The organism is Pseudomonas sp. CK-NBRI-02 (genome assembly GCF_008124495.1).
GTDB classification, from domain to species: domain Bacteria; phylum Pseudomonadota; class Gammaproteobacteria; order Pseudomonadales; family Pseudomonadaceae; genus Aquipseudomonas; species Aquipseudomonas guariconensis.
In genome coordinates this window covers 45,851-60,373 of the sequence record NZ_VSJH01000040.1, presented here as the reverse complement: position 1 = coordinate 60,373, position 14,523 = coordinate 45,851, and the positions used below count along the sequence as shown (strand labels likewise).

The window sequence follows — 14,523 nt, the reverse complement described above, 5'->3', positions numbered from 1 at the left end:
CGATGCCCTGAGCCAGCAGGCGGGGCGGTTGAAGCAACTGGTGGGCAGCTTCAGGATCTGAGGCGGGTCCTTCGCGGGTAGACCCGCTCCCACAGGTATCGCGCCGTTCTCAGGCTCGGCGCAGTACCCGTGGGAGCCGGCGCGGCCTCGCCTGCTCCTACCGATTCTGCGCAAAACCCTGTGGGAATGGGTTTGGCTGCGCAGCAGCCCCTCGTCAGGCCAGCGCCACCTTGCGCACCTTGCCCCGACGCACCCAGCCCAATAGCACCGCGGCCATCAGCACGAAGCCCAGGTAACCGAAGAAGGGATACACCTCGCCCACCAAGCTGATGAACCCAACCAGGCTGCACACGAACGCAGCCACCCCGGTCAATACCGCCCCCCAGCGAAACGTCGTCGTCCCGGCTGGCAACAGTCGCGACAGGAAGGAAAACAACGTCCCCACGGCCGTGTTGACGATCATTCCGAAGATGATCAGGCACATCACCATCCCCAGCAGCGGCGAAACTTCATTGGCGATCGACAACATCGGCATGGGCAGTTCGGCCACGCTATCCAGGCGCGACAGCAGCCCTGCACTCATCACCAACATCAGCCCCCCGAGCGCCGCGCCCCCGATAAGACCGCCCCAGATGGCCGTCTTCTCACCCTTGGCCGACCCACCGAGAATGGCCAGGATTGGCGCACCGGCCACGATGTTGTAGGACACATAGAGGAATGCCCCCAGCAACCAGTGCCGGGTGCCGGCCTCTTGCTGACTGGCCAAGTGGTCGAGTTCAGCGAAGCTCTGCTCGCGCGAGAGCACGGCGTACAAGGCAATCGCCGAGGCCACCAGAATCAACAGCGGGGTGATGGCGCCAATGGCGACGATCACCTTCTGCACATCCAGGCACACGATGGCCACCACCAGCACCGTCACCAGCACACTGCCCGCTAGGGCCGGCACGCCGAACTGCTGCTCGAGCAAGGCGCCACCACCAGCCAACATGACCACGGTGACGGCAAACATGAAAAAGGTGATCAGCCAATCGACGAACAACCCCAGGTGACGCCCGCAAATGGCCTGTATCACGTCCTTGTGGGACGTTGCCTGCTGGCGATTGCCCAGCCCCGCCAGGGCCATGCCCAGGAAGGTGAACAACGCGGCGCTGACCAACGCCCCGACCAAGCCCCAGATGCCAAAATCGACGAAGAACAGCAACAGTTCCCGTCCGGACGCGAAGCCCGCCCCCACGATCACGCCGATGAAGGCACCGGCGATCTTCAGCTGCTCTTGCATGTGAACCTCTGGCTTTATTGTTGTTGTCGTACAAAGGGGTGTCGTGCCCCGGCTCGCCTCAGTCCTGGCCGATGAACGCCTGCACTTCGATCTCCACATCCACCCCCAGCGCCAAGGCCGAGGCCACGGTCGAGCGTACCGGCAAGGCGTCGCCGAAGACTTCTTTGTAGACCTCGTTGAAGCCCGCGAAGTGAGCCATGTCCGACAGCCATACCGTGGCCTTCACCACCTGATCGAAGCGTGCGCCACAGGCGGCCAGGCTTTCGCCGATGCGCTCGCAGACCGCGCGGGTCTGCGTCTGGATGTCACCGCGGACCACTTCACCGCTGGCGCTCATCGGCACCTGCCCGGACAGGAACAAAAAGCCGCCGGCCTTCACCGCACGCGAGAACGGGAACGGCAGGCTGCTGGGAAAACGCTGGATGTCATTGCTCATGGGAATCTCCTATCACGGTTGTGGAAAAACGGCCCGGAGACAAACGCTCCGGTGAAACGCCCTGCGCCACTAGGCTTGGGCACAGGGGCACGCCCAGCAGCAGGTCAGCCGCCAGGCGCGACGCACCGGCGGCCGACTGGATGCCGTAGCCGCCTTGCGCCGCCAGCCAGAAGAACGCGGGCGTGCGTGGGTCGAAACCGATCACCAGGTCGCCATCGGCGACGAACGAACGCAGCCCCGCCCAGCTGTGGTTCGGACGTCGGATGTGCAACGTGGTCATGGCTTCGATGTTGTAGATGCCCAGGGCCACGTCCAGCTCCTCGGGCGCGGCATCCTGCGGCTCGACCGGATCGGCGTTGGCAGGCGAACCGAGCAACTGTCCGGCATCAGGCTTGAAGTAAAAACTTTCATCGACCCCGATCACCGCTGGCCAACGACTGAAGTCCTGCCCATCCGGGCCTGGGAAGGTAAAGGCACTGCGCCGGCACGGCTGCAGACCAACCTTGGCCACGCCACACAGCTCGGCCACTTGATCGGCCCAGGCGCCTGCGGCGTTGACCAACTGCCGGGCCTGCAGATGACCGCCATCGACCAGCTCCACCTCCCAGAGGTCGTCGAGGCGATAGGCCCGGGCCAGTTCGGCATTGCAACGCAGCTCGCCCCCGGCAGCGCGATAGCCGCGCAAAAAGCCCTGGTGCAAGGCATGCACGTCCAGGTCCATGGCACCGGGTTCATGCACTGCACCGGCGAGGATGCCCTCGCGCAAGCTCGGCACCAGGGCCAAGGCGCCCTCACGGTCGAGCAGGCTGACGTCGGTCCCGTTGGCCAGGTTCTGTGCGTAAGTGGTCTCGAGCAGTTCGCGTTGCTCGGTGCTGGCGACATACAAGCAGCCGCGTGGCTCGAGCAGCGGATGCTCGCAGAAGCCTTCCGGCGGATGCTCGTAGAACGCACGGCTGGCGCGGGTCAGGGCCTGGATCTGCGGCGTTCCGTAGGCCTCCATGAACATGGCGGCCGAACGGCCGGTGGCGTGATAGCCCGGCTGCATTTCCCGTTCGAGCAGCAGTACCCGGCCCTGACCGGCCAGGCGGTAGCCCAGGGAGGCACCGGCAATGCCCGCGCCGATGATCAAGGTGTCGTAGATCTGTGCCATGGGCGCTCCTGTCGCGCGAATTATCATTTATGAGAATTCTAATATATGAGAATTTCGGTTCGCGCAAGCGTCCAAGGTAAGATGCCGACCAAAGCCGCACACGAGAGTCCCGATGCCCGAAGACCGCACGTCCGCCGCCCAGCGCGCTGGCGCCCTCCCCCTGCTCGATCGCGCCGAGGTCGGCGCGCGCCTGCGCCAGGTACGCAAGGCGCAGCACATGACACTCAAACAACTGTCGGCGCTCAGTGGCGTACCGGTCTCCACCTTGTCGAAGATGGAACTGGCGCAGGTTTCGGTGAGCTACGAAAAACTGGCTGCCGCCGCCCGCGCCTTGAAGCTGGATATCGCCCAGTTGTTTCGTGCCAGCGGCCCGGTGGAGACGCCGGTGCCGGCGACCGTGGTGGTCGACTCGCTGCCCGCGGCCCCCGGTTACTCCACCGGCACCTATGACTACCATCCCATCGCTGGCGCCTTCCCTGAGCGCCGCATGACGCCCGCCTACGCCCGCATCATTGCGCGCGAACGTGGCCAGTTCGATGATTTCATCCGCCATCCGGGCCAGGAGTTCGTCCTGGTGCTCAGCGGTCGAGTGCGCATTCTGTTCGAAACGGGTGAAGCGGTGAGCATAGGCCCGCAGGAAACCGCCTATTTCGACAGCCAGGTCGGGCATATTTATCTGTCTGAAAGCGAAGACGGTGGGGATGCACAGGTGATGGTGGTCATGACCGACCGATGAACGGCCCCCCGGTTCATCCGTCCGGACGAAGCAAAAGACGCCCGGTTATAACCTAATAACGAACAAGTCTATTCGGTTATAAAAAAACCTTTATGCTGGCAGCCATCCGATCACGGGCAAGCTTGGGCGTCGAGTAGCGTATGGATGTAGGTTCTTTCGGTTTCACCATCGCGGGGCTGGTTGTAGGTTTCATCGTCGGCATGACCGGCGTCGGCGGTGGCTCGCTGATGACCCCCATCCTGCTCTGGTTCGGCATTAGCCCTGCCACTGCCGTCGGCACTGACCTGTTGTATGCGGCGATCACCAAGGCCAGTGGCGTCTGGGTCCATGCGCGCAACAAGAACGTCGACTGGAAGATCACCGGCCTGCTGAGCCTGGGCAGCGTGCCCGCGGCGGCGTTGACGCTGTGGTTCCTCCACACCTTGCATGCCGACACCTCCGCGCTCAACGCGGTGATCAAGCAAGGCCTGGCCGTGGTGTTGATCCTCACCGCCCTGGCCATCCTGTTCAAATCACGCCTGCAGGCCTTCGCCAGCCGCCACGCGGGCGATCACTACCACCTCAGCGACCGCAGCCTCAATACCCTTACCGTGCTCACGGGCGTGGTGCTGGGCGTGATGGTCACTCTGACGTCCATCGGCGCCGGCGCCCTGGGTACCGTGGCGCTGTTCCTGCTGTATCCCTTCCTGGTCACTCGCCGCCTGGTGGGCACCGAGATCGCCCATGCCGTACCGCTCACGCTGGTGGCCGGCCTTGGCCATGCGGGCATGGGCAATATGGACTGGTCGCTGCTGGGCTACCTGCTGCTCGGCTCGCTGCCAGGCATCTACCTGGGCAGCCATCTCACCGGGCGTATTTCCGACCGTTTGCTACGCCCGTGCCTGGCGGGGATGCTGCTGCTGATCGGCTACAAGCTCGCGTTTTGAAAGGATGGGCGCGCGTCGCGCCCGTTTCGCAGGATCCTCAGACACCGGCGATATTCGTAGGCACCGGCAAGCGTTCAACCCAAACGCAACCGCCACTTCCCCGCCCGGCTCAAGTGAATGCGTGAAAGCGCTGGCACGTCGATAAGCGCAAAGGCCGCCAGCGGACCGCCAAGCACATGCACCATCGCTGCCCGCATCACCAGCGGATGCGTCACCGCCAGCCACTCTCCCGGCGTATCGAACGCCTCCAGCCAGCTCGCGACGCGCTGGCACAGATGCGCGACGGACTCACCGCCAGGGGGCGCGCAATGGGGGTCTTGCAGCCATTGAGCCAGCGCCTGCGGCTGCTCGGCCTGCAATGCCTTGAGCGCCACGCCTTGCCAGGCCCCCATGTCGCAGTCCGCCAGGGCGGGCTCGACCATCGGGCGCGCCCCCAGGCCTGCACAGGTTTCTTGTGCCCGGCGCTCCGGCGCACTCAGAAAGCCGGTGCAGGCTGGAAGCGAGGGCCATTGAGCTACCGGCAAAATGTGCTCGTCAGGGCTGGGGAAACACCCGACCTTCTGGGCTGAGGTCAGGGCATGGCAGATGAGGGTCAGGCGCGCGGCTTTCACCAAGGGCTCTCGACATGAGGTGGGCCAGCTAGCCTATCAGACAAATGCCTGCCCCAGCCCCCACAGCGGCAGCAGCCCCACCAGACAGACCGACATGCGTGGCCAGTAAGGCAGCAGCATCACCAGCAACACCGCCGCCAGGGAGATCATCCCGAACCAAGCCACCGGCCCCATGGCCCATCCCCATGTCTGTGCGCACAACAACAGGCTGGCTGACAACCCTGCCCAACCGCCCCCTCGCAAGCCCAGGCGCAGCACGCGGGGACACGTGCGCCCCCATACCTGCTTGTAATGTCGCTCCAGCCCCTGGCACAGGCCTGTCATGCCCGCGTAGGCGAACAGCATCGCGCCGAGAATCATGCTCATCATCCCTCGGCCTCCATGGCCCTTCCTGCCTTCGCCTTGACCGGTGCCGGCGTGGCCCGCGCAACGCGCAAGGCCGCCAGGGCCAGCCCTACGCCCAGCACCATGCCGGTCACCTCCACGCCCAGCCGCAGATGATCCGCCGTGCCGGCAGATGCCCCCAGCGCACCGAGCCCCATGCACAACAGCGCCGCCGCGCTCAACTGCTCGACCCAGGCGCGCTTGGCCGGGCGCAAGCCAGCATGCAGCAGGGCCAGCAACCAGCCGGCAAAGAACACCCGCACCTCCCAGGCTTCGCGCTGGGGCAGTTCGACCGGCAACAGGCGACTGGCCCACAACAAACCGGCGCAGGCTAGCAACAAGCCGCTGATGAACCCGACATTGCACACCTCGGCCAGCCGATACCACCGGCGCGCTGAGGCCTCGGCCGTCGCATTGGTGTATTTGCGCCCACGCTTGATGCAAAACAGCACCAGGCCGCTGGCAATCATCGCGCAACTGACCAGGCCACAAACGAAGTACAACCAGCGCATGGGGTAGCCGCCGAACTGGGCGAAGTGCAGGCCGATCATTACCCGCTGGGTCAAAGGCGCCGGACGCAGCTCAGGGACATCGCTGAGCAGTTGGCCGCTCACCCCGTCGAAAACCATGGCCTGGCCCTTGGTCAGGGCAATGCGGTTGCCAAGCTCGGGACGGATCTCGATCCGAGCACCGGTGGTGTTCGGATGGCGGATGTTCAGCCCCCCGATCGGCCCCAAACGCGCCTGGGCCTGGGCCAGCAACGGGGCGATCTCGACCAGCTCTGCCGGCTGCCTGGCCGCGCGCTGCGGCGCCTCCTGGCGGCCGCTGCCCTGGGCCTGGAAGTAGGCACGAGGGTCGCCTTCGAACAAGGCATCGATCCCGGCCGGGATGTAGATCAGCATGAAGATCACCAACCCGGTGTAGGTGATCATCAGGTGGAAAGGCAGCAACAGCACCGCACTGGCGTTGTGGAAATCCAGCCAGGACCGTTGTCCCTTGTTCGGGCGGAAGGTGAAGAACTCCTTGAAGAGCTTCTTGTGGATGACGATGCCAGTGACCAACGCCGCCAGCATCACCAGGGCCAGCGCACCGACCACGAAGATGCCCCAGTTGCGCGGCAAATCCAGCGTGAAGTGAAAGCGGAAGAAGAAGTTGCCGCCGACGCTGTCACGCACGTTGATCGGCTCGCCTGTCTGCGGGTCCAGTTGCACGCCGACGCCATGGCGCCGGTCGCCGGTGGACACACGCAGGCCCGGCGAGCGCTCGGTCGGCAGGCTGATCCCCCAGTTGTCGGCCTTCGGCTCATGGGCCTGCAGGTAGGCAATGGCCCGCTCGGCGGCATCGGTTTGGGGCACCCCACTGGCAGCGATCTCCGGCTGCATCCAGTGGTTGAGCTCCTTGTCGAACACCGCCAAGGTGCCGGTGAGGAAAATGGCGAACAGCAACCAGCCGAAGACCAGCCCGGCCCAGGTGTGCAGCCAGGACATGGATTGGGTGAAGCTGTTCTTCATGCCAGCCACTCCATCGCCTGGGGCCAGAAGCCCACCAGCGCCAGAGGCGCGGCCAGCCCCAGCGGCGCCCAGGCATGCAGGGCGTCGCGGCTGGCGAAGGCCCACAGGATCGCAGCGGTGTAGAACATGAACGACGCCAGCGTGGCGACGATTACCGCATCGCCCGGCGCCAGCGGTAGCAACCGCGCCAGGCAGGCCGTGGCGGCATAGGTGAAGGCGTAGCCGCCAAGCAGTGCAGCGGCGCTGCGCGAGAGAATGGCCAGCCAGGTGGGGTAGGTGTTCATCGATAGCTCCTAACGCCGCTCAGGTCGAAATGGGACTGACGCGCCGCGAGGGGCCGCACAGCGGCCCTCTTGCGTATCAGAACGAGATGTTCAGCGCCGCGAACACCGCACGCCCTGGCTGGTTGTAGGTGTTGGCCCCCGAGCTGCTGGCGTTGCCGCCGCGCAGGATCTGCTTGTCGAAGACGTTGTTCACGCCCACGCGCACGTCGTAGTTGGCGTTGAACTTGTAGCCTGCGCTCACATCCACCAGGCCGTAGGCGTCCACGTCCTGCTGGGCAGTTTTGTCGTAGTCCTGTTGAGTGCGGTAGTTGTAAGTCGGCGACTTCTGCTTGCCAAAGTAGGTACCCGCCACCTGGAACGACAGCTTGTCGGTCGCGCGCCAGTCGAGGGTGCTGTTGACGGTGTACTCGGGAATCACCGACAGCGGCTCGCCGGTGTCACGGTTGTCGTTGTCGAGCATCCAGGTCAGGTTGGTGTTCCAGTCCAGGCTCGGCGTCAGTGCCATGAAGAAGTTGCCCTCGATCCCTTCCACCCGCGCCTTGCCCGCGTTCTCCCACTGGGTCACGCGGCGCCCGCCATTGATGTCGTAGACCACGTCGGTGCCACCGATAATCTTGTTCTGGTAGTCGTTACGGAAGTAGGTCGCGCTGGTGCGCCAGGTGCCACGGTCGTACAGCAGGCCGATTTCCTTGTTGACGCTGATCTCGGGCTTGAGGTCGTCGTTGCCCTGCAGGTAGCAGCCACCGGAGTTGCTCTGCTGCGTGCTGCAACCGTTGCCGCGGCTGTAGAGCAAGTAGTTCGGGTTGGACTGGTACAGGTTCGGGGTCTTGTACGCCCGGGCGATACCGCCTTTGACACTCAGCGCATCGGTGAGCTTGTGCGACAGGTTCAGGCTCGGGCTGAAGTTGTCACCGAAGCGCTCGTGATGGTCGAAGCGCAGGCCCGGGGTGATGGTGGTATCGCCGACGATGATGTTGTCTTCGACGAACAACGCATAGCTGCGGGCGGTCATCTTGGTGTCGCTGCGGTCGAAGCCAATGATCGTGTCGTCGCCGCCGCCGCTGGGGTCGAAGCTCTGCGGACGGAACGAGCCTTGGTCGTTGAGCGACTCATAGAGGTACTCGCCACCGAGGGTCAGCACATGCTCGGTGCTGCCCAGGGCGAACGGCAGGTTCACTTCGCTGCTCAAGCGTGTGTTGCGCAGGCGCGACATGGCCGAGCCGGCATCGTTGGGCGCCCCCTCGACGCTGCCGGCCAGGCCTTCGTTCAGGCGCCAGTTGCGCACGTACTCGTAGGCCAGCACGGTCTTGCTGGTCCCCCAGGTGAAGTCGCCCAGGTGGGTCAGGTCATAGGTGCCGCGCTGCATGACGTTGGTTTCATGGCCATACAGCTCGGACATAAGCTCCAGGTTGCCACCCCCGTTACTGTTCATGGTATCGCCGGCAAAGAGGTTGCCCTGGCGGCTGTAGCCGGCGCTGACTTCAAGGCGGTGCTCGTCGTTGAGCCTCCAGCTCAACAGGCCGTTGATGTCTTTGTTGCGCACCCCTTCCCGGCCGGCCACCAAGGCACTGTTGGCGTGATCGGCGTTGATGTCCAGGTCGTCGGCATCGGTCTTGGCCAGGCCGCCATAGAGGCGAAAACCCAGGTTCTCGGTCAGGCCGCCGCTGAGGTTGAAGTTGGCCCGTCGGCTAGCGCCTTCTGCACTGTCCTCAGGCAACTGGGTGAACAGGCTGACGTTGCCCTTGAATGCTTCGGTGGGGCGCTTGGTGATGATGTTCACCACACCGCCCATGGCACCGGAGCCATAACGTGCTGCGGCCGGGCCACGAAGAATTTCGATGCGCTCGACGGCCTCTGCCGGCACCCAGTTGGTCTCGCCACGGGTGTCACGGTCGCCGTTCCAGCCGTAACGCACCGAGTTGCGGGCGCTGGAGGGCTTGCCGTCGATGAGGATGAGGGTGTTTTCCGGGCCCATGCCGCGCAGGTCGATCTGGCGGTTGTTGCCACGCGCGCCGCTGGCGCTGTTGCCGGTCAGGTTGACCCCAGGCTCGCGGCGGATGAGCTCGGACAGGTCATTGGCCGGCGGATGACGCTTGATGTCCTCCTCAGTGATGATCGACGAACCCAGCGCCTGACGAGCCTCGCGCTCGGCGGTGACCAGGGTGTCCTGGATCACCAGCGCATTGCTGTCGATCGGCACTTCCAGTACTTCACCGGCCGGCCTCTCCTCGGCCTGGGCCGCGGTCGCCACCATGGCTGGCGAGGCCAGCGCGACGAAGGCCAGGGCCAGGCTGTTGGGTGAAGTTCTGGGTTGCATGGGGCATCTCCTGCGGTTCATGGGCAAAGGCACGACCCGGCCCGCCAGCCGACGAGCCCTCGCCCACCGACCTTGCAGGCAAATTGCCGGGTCCACAGGGAGGCTGAATATAATGATTCTCAAATGTGTTTAAATCTTATTTACGAAATTTACAGATTGCCGAGGAACTTTCAAACGCCTCAGCCGATGGCTCTACGACGGGGTAATCCACTCTCCTAAGAGGCGTCGCGGCGGCAAGGCCGTTGTCCGAATATATGAAATTCCATATATTTGTTTTTCCGCATATTTTGAAGCGATCGTTGTTGCATGCTCACGCCGTCCTATTTCCCCCAGCGCCTGGCAGACGAAACCGCCAGTGCGTCACCTGCTGCCAAGGAGCGCGCACGATGCTAGCTGCCGCCGCTGTCTTTCTGTTCACCTTGATTCTGGTCATCTGGCAACCCAAAGGCTTGGGTGTTGGCTGGAGCGCCAGCCTCGGCGCGTTGCTCGCCTTGCTGGTGGGTGCTGTATCGCTGCAGGATATCCCCACGGTCTGGGCGATCATCTGGAACGCCACTGCCACCTTCATTGCCATCATCATCGTCAGCCTGTTGCTGGACGAAGCGGGCTTCTTCGAATGGGCTGCCTTGCACGTGGCGCGCTGGGCGCGCGGCGACGGGCGACGCCTGTTCATGTTCATCGTGCTGCTGGGAGCGGCGGTATCGGCGCTGTTCGCCAACGATGGGGCCGCCTTGATCCTCACCCCGATCGTCATGTCCATGCTGATGGCCTTGCGCTTCTCCGGCGCGGCCACCCTGGCCTTCGTGATGGCCGCAGGTTTCATTGCCGATACGGCGAGCCTGCCACTGGTGGTGTCGAACCTGGTGAACATCGTCTCGGCCGACTATTTCGGCCTGGGCTTCTCGACCTATGCCTCGGTGATGCTTCCGGTCAACTTGGCTGCGGTGCTCGCCACCTTGCTGGTGCTGTTTCTGTACTTTCGGCGAGACATCCCGGCGCACTATGCGCTCGACGACCTCAAGTCCCCGGCCATGGCCATCCGCGACCGCGCCACCTTCCGCGTCGGCGTGTGGGTATTGGTCGCACTGCTGGCAGGCCTGTTCGTCCTGGAGCCGCTGGGTATCCCCATCAGTGCCGTGGCGGCAGCCTGCGCCGCCGTGCTGTTCATCGTGGCCGCCCGCGGTCATGTGATCGCCACCCGCCGCGTGCTGCGCGAAGCGCCCTGGCAGATCGTGGTGTTTTCCCTGGGGATGTACCTGGTGGTCTACGGCCTGCGTAACGCCGGGCTGACCGACTCGCTCACCGCCCTGCTCGATCGCCTGGCCGCCCAAGGCCTGTGGGCTGCCACTCTGGGCACCGGGTTGGTCGCAGCGCTGCTGTCTTCGGTGATGAACAACATGCCCAGCGTACTGATCGGCGCCCTGTCGATCCATGCCAGCGACGCTCAAGGCGTAGTGCGCGAGGCGATGATCTACGCCAACGTCATCGGCTGCGACCTGGGCCCGAAGATCACACCGATCGGCAGTCTGGCAACCCTGCTGTGGCTACATGTGCTGGCGCGCAAAGGCGTGCGTATCACCTGGGGCTACTACTTCAAGGTCGGCATCCTGCTGACCCTGCCGGTGCTGCTTGTCACCCTCTCGGCATTGGCCTTGCGGCTAAGCCTCTGAGCCCGAAAGTCCTGCGATGCCGCCGGCTCACGTGGCAGCACACCTGCGCCTTGGCCACTCACGTTATCTCAATCGCCAGTCCCCATGTCCTACAGTGAATACGGTCGCGTCCATTCGGACGCGGCACGGATTCCGAGGTCTGCGATGCGTGGCGCTGACAACTTCGATTCATCACCGCCCAGCCGGGCACTCCCCTCCATCCCCCGCAGCGTCTGGGCATTGGGCTTCGTCTCGATGTTCATGGACATCTCGTCGGAGATGATCCACGCCTTGCTGCCGCTGTACATGGTGTCGGTGCTGGGCACATCGGTGGTGGCGGTGGGGTTAATCGAGGGCGTGGCCGAGGCGACGGCGTCGATCACCAAGGTGTTTTCCGGCGCGCTCAGCGACTGGCTGGGCAAACGCAAGCTGCTCACTGTGCTCGGCTATGGCCTGGCGGCCTTGACCAAACCGGTCTTTCCATTGGCCTCAGGGCTGGAATGGCTGACCGCAGCGCGTTTTGTCGACCGTATCGGCAAGGGAATCCGCGGAGCACCGCGTGATGCACTGATCGCCGATATCACGCCGATTGGGCTGCGCGGCGCGGCTTTCGGCCTGCGCCAGGCGCTGGACACCGTGGGCGCCTTTGTCGGGCCGCTGCTGGCGATCGCGCTGATGTGGCTGACCGCCAGCCACTTCCAGACAGTGTTCTGGGTGGCGGTGATTCCAGCGTTGCTCGCCGTCTTCGTGCTGATCGCCTGCGTCCACGAGCCCGACGCCCCTACCCCTGGGCGGGCGGTGCGCTCGCCATTGGCACTGGACGAACTGGCGCGACTGGGCCCGGCGTACTGGCGGCTGATCGGTCTGGTCATGGTGTTCACCCTGGCGCGTTTCAGCGAGGCCTTCTTGCTCCTGCGCGCCCAGGACATGGGCCTGGCGCCACTCTGGGCACCGGCGGTGCTGGTGCTGATGGCCTTGGCCTATTCGCTGTCGGCCTACCCCGCGGGTGCGCTGTCGGACCGCGTCGGCCGCCGGGGCGTGCTGATGATGGGGCTGGGCTTGCTGATTGCCGCCGACCTGGCGCTGGCCTTGTTGCCGGGTTGGGCCGGGCTGGCATTGGGGGTGGTGGTGTGGGGGCTGCATCTGGGCTTCACCCAAGGCATCTTCAGTGCCTTGATCGCCGACAGCGCACCGGCGAACCTACGCGGCACAGCATTTGGCCTGTTCAATCTGCTGTCGGGTGTGGCCCTGCTGATTGCCAGCGTGATGGCCGGCCTGCTGTGGGATGGGGTCGGCTACCAGGCGACGTTTCTGGTCGGCGCCGCGTTCGCCAGCGCCACCCTCGCCGGGGTGGCGCTGCTGCGTGGCGCGAGCGCGGGCTGAGCCCCGCTAAGCCAGCACGTCTTGGGTCGGCTGCTGTTCAAGCAACGACCAAGCCCCCTGCCCATCCATTTCCAGGCGGTGAGTGTGGAACGTCGCCAGCGTGCTGCGGTGTCCGACACTGACCAGCAAGGTGTCAGGCATTTCGGAGCGCAGCAATGAATACAACGCATGCTCCAGCCCTTCATCCATCGCTGAGGTGGACTCGTCGAGGAACACGACCTGTGGCCGGTTGAACAACAACCGTGCGAAGGCCAGGCGCTGCTGCTCGCCCACCGAGAGAATGTTCGACCAATCGTTGCTGACCTCCAGGCGCTCGGCCAGGTGGGCCAGGTTGACTTGACGCAGGGCCTGTTGCATGCGCGTATCGTCTGCGGCTGTCGCAGGCGCGGGATAAGCAATAGCGGTCCGCAAGTCACCCAACGGCACGTATGGGCGCTGCGACAGGAACAACGCCTGGTTGCCCAGCGGCCGTCTGACCTCACCCTCGGCGTAAGGCCACAGGCCAGCCAGGGCGCGCAGCAAGGTGGTTTTGCCGCTGCCCGAAGGCCCTTTGATCAACAGCGCCTGGCCGGCACGCAGACGCAGGTCCAAGTCGGCGATCAGCGTATGGCCGTCCGGGCGCAATACCTGCAAGCCGGCGATCTCCAGCCCCTGCGCCTGCTCCTGGGTGGTGACCCGAGGAAGCGTGCTGGCCTGTTGGTTGGCGTCGAGAAACCCGGTGAGACGGTCAAGAGTGGCGCGATATTGAGCAAACGTGTCGTAGGACTCACGGAAGAACGACAGCGAATCCTGAACCTGGCCGAACGCCTGGGAGGTCTGCATCACATCCCCAAGCTTGATCGCCCCACTGAAGAACCGCGGCGCTTGGAGAATGAACGGAAACACCACGGCGACCTGGCTGATGCCCAGGTTGAAGCCGTTGAACTTCAGGCTCCGATAGACCAGCGCCCAGACGTTGACGATCAGTGCGCCAAAGCGTCCCAGCAAGGTCCCCCGCTCGACCTGAGCACCCTGGTAGAAAGCGATGTTCTCGGCGTTTTCACGCAGGCGCATCAGGGCATAACGGAAGTTCGCGGTGAGTTTTTCATTCAAGAAATTCAGGCGGATCAGCGGCCGCCCGAGGCGAAATGCGATCCACGTGGCGACGATCACATACAGGTACACCGCAAATACCATCGCCCGGGGGATTTCCACCCCACCCAGCGTCAAGGGCGCCGACAGCCCCCACAGGATCGCGGTGAACGCCACCAGCGAGACCAGCGCACTGACGGCGCCCAAGGCCAAGGACACCGAACCTGTGACGAACGCGTTGACGTCCAGTTCGATACGCTGGTCAGGGTTGTCCACCGGCTCGGCGAGAAACCGCCCGCGGTAATAGGCATCGCCCTTCATCCAGTCTGCGGTCAGGCGCTCGGTGAGCCAGACACGCCAATCAATGTTGAACGCCTGGGTGACGTAATAGGTGAACAGCGAGCGCAGCACATGGATGGTGGCCAGCACCGCGAACACGCCCAGCAGGTACCAGAAGGCTGTCTGGTCCAGGGCCTGCAAGGCGCTGTAGAAGCCGTTGTACCAGAACGAGAACAGCACGTTCAGGCGCACCGAGAACAGCGTCAGCACCAGCAACAGGGCAAACACCAACAGCGGGCGCCAACTGCGTCTGAAACTGAAGTAAGGCCCGGCGAGGGACCAGAATTGACGCCCCCAACGCGTAAAACGCACCGCCAAAGCGCCAGCGGCGGTGAAACCGATGAGGGTGATGATGGAGGCGATTGCGAGCCAGCTCAGGCTTTCTTGCAGGGCCTGGTGCCAGTTCATGTCCATAGCGGGGTATCCATTTGCGAGGTTTTTGCGAGC

13 protein-coding genes are annotated in these 14,523 nt (G+C 64.2%); 4 read left to right on the top strand and 9 right to left on the bottom strand.

What is annotated here, in order from left to right:
• Nucleotides 1–214: 214 nt before the first annotated feature.
• The 3 genes from DQ397_RS23305 to DQ397_RS23295 are packed head-to-tail and all read right to left on the bottom strand — an operon-like array spanning nt 215 to nt 2,865.
• Nucleotides 215–1,279 (bottom strand): membrane protein, encoded by a 1,065-nt coding sequence (locus DQ397_RS23305; protein ID WP_043215880.1) that lies wholly within the window; start codon nt 1,277–1,279, stop codon nt 215–217.
• A gap of 58 nt (nt 1,280–1,337) precedes the next feature.
• Nucleotides 1,338–1,715: a RidA family protein gene (locus DQ397_RS23300; RefSeq protein ID WP_043215883.1), complete on the bottom strand. Its 378-nt coding sequence runs from the start codon at nt 1,713–1,715 to the stop codon at nt 1,338–1,340.
• On the bottom strand, nt 1,705–2,865 hold the full coding sequence (locus DQ397_RS23295; protein WP_043215885.1) for an FAD-binding oxidoreductase: 1,161 nt from the start codon (nt 2,863–2,865) through the stop codon (nt 1,705–1,707). The genes DQ397_RS23300 and DQ397_RS23295 overlap by 11 nt, the downstream gene beginning before the upstream one ends.
• 112 nt (nt 2,866–2,977) lie before the next feature.
• On the opposite strand from DQ397_RS23295, the gene DQ397_RS23290 reads away from it, so the two are divergent.
• Nucleotides 2,978–3,601: a helix-turn-helix domain-containing protein gene (locus tag DQ397_RS23290; RefSeq protein ID WP_052352528.1), complete on the top strand. Its 624-nt coding sequence runs from the start codon at nt 2,978–2,980 to the stop codon at nt 3,599–3,601.
• Between the two features lie 140 nt (nt 3,602–3,741).
• On the top strand, nt 3,742–4,527 hold the full coding sequence (locus DQ397_RS23285; RefSeq protein WP_043215886.1) for a sulfite exporter TauE/SafE family protein: 786 nt from the start codon (nt 3,742–3,744) through the stop codon (nt 4,525–4,527).
• A 74-nt stretch (nt 4,528–4,601) separates the two neighbouring features.
• Here the strand turns inward: DQ397_RS23285 and DQ397_RS23280 are convergent, their stop codons facing one another.
• The 5 genes from DQ397_RS23280 to DQ397_RS23260 form a co-directional block, all read right to left on the bottom strand.
• The gene (locus DQ397_RS23280) at nt 4,602–5,138 is read right to left on the bottom strand and encodes a histidine phosphatase family protein (protein ID WP_148921633.1); all 537 of its coding nucleotides are present in this window, start codon (nt 5,136–5,138) and stop codon (nt 4,602–4,604) included.
• Between the two features lie 36 nt (nt 5,139–5,174).
• A complete protein-coding gene (locus DQ397_RS23275) occupies nt 5,175–5,507 on the bottom strand; it encodes a DUF3325 domain-containing protein (RefSeq protein WP_043215896.1) in 333 nt (110 codons plus the stop codon).
• Nucleotides 5,504–7,033: a PepSY domain-containing protein gene (locus DQ397_RS23270; RefSeq protein ID WP_043215895.1), complete on the bottom strand. Its 1,530-nt coding sequence runs from the start codon at nt 7,031–7,033 to the stop codon at nt 5,504–5,506. Before DQ397_RS23270 ends, DQ397_RS23275 begins: the two co-directional genes overlap by 4 nt.
• Nucleotides 7,030–7,317, bottom strand: coding sequence for a hypothetical protein (locus DQ397_RS23265; RefSeq protein WP_043215894.1), 288 nt, complete (start codon nt 7,315–7,317; stop codon nt 7,030–7,032). The genes DQ397_RS23270 and DQ397_RS23265 overlap by 4 nt, the downstream gene beginning before the upstream one ends.
• Before the next feature lie 76 nt (nt 7,318–7,393).
• The gene (locus DQ397_RS23260) at nt 7,394–9,634 is read right to left on the bottom strand and encodes a TonB-dependent siderophore receptor (protein WP_148921632.1); all 2,241 of its coding nucleotides are present in this window, start codon (nt 9,632–9,634) and stop codon (nt 7,394–7,396) included.
• 386 nt (nt 9,635–10,020) lie between these two features.
• Here DQ397_RS23260 and DQ397_RS23255 point away from each other — a divergent pair, with 386 nt between their 5' ends.
• Nucleotides 10,021–11,304, top strand: coding sequence for an arsenic transporter (locus DQ397_RS23255; protein WP_043212935.1), 1,284 nt, complete (start codon nt 10,021–10,023; stop codon nt 11,302–11,304).
• 144 nt (nt 11,305–11,448) lie between these two features.
• Nucleotides 11,449–12,666, top strand: a complete 1,218-nt coding sequence (locus DQ397_RS23250) for an MFS transporter (RefSeq protein ID WP_043212932.1) — start codon at nt 11,449–11,451, stop codon at nt 12,664–12,666.
• A gap of 6 nt (nt 12,667–12,672) precedes the next feature.
• On the opposite strand, the gene DQ397_RS23245 is transcribed toward DQ397_RS23250, so the two are convergent.
• Nucleotides 12,673–14,490, bottom strand: a complete 1,818-nt coding sequence (locus tag DQ397_RS23245) for an ABC transporter ATP-binding protein/permease (RefSeq protein ID WP_043212930.1) — start codon at nt 14,488–14,490, stop codon at nt 12,673–12,675.
• Between the last annotated feature and the right edge of the window lie 33 nt (nt 14,491–14,523).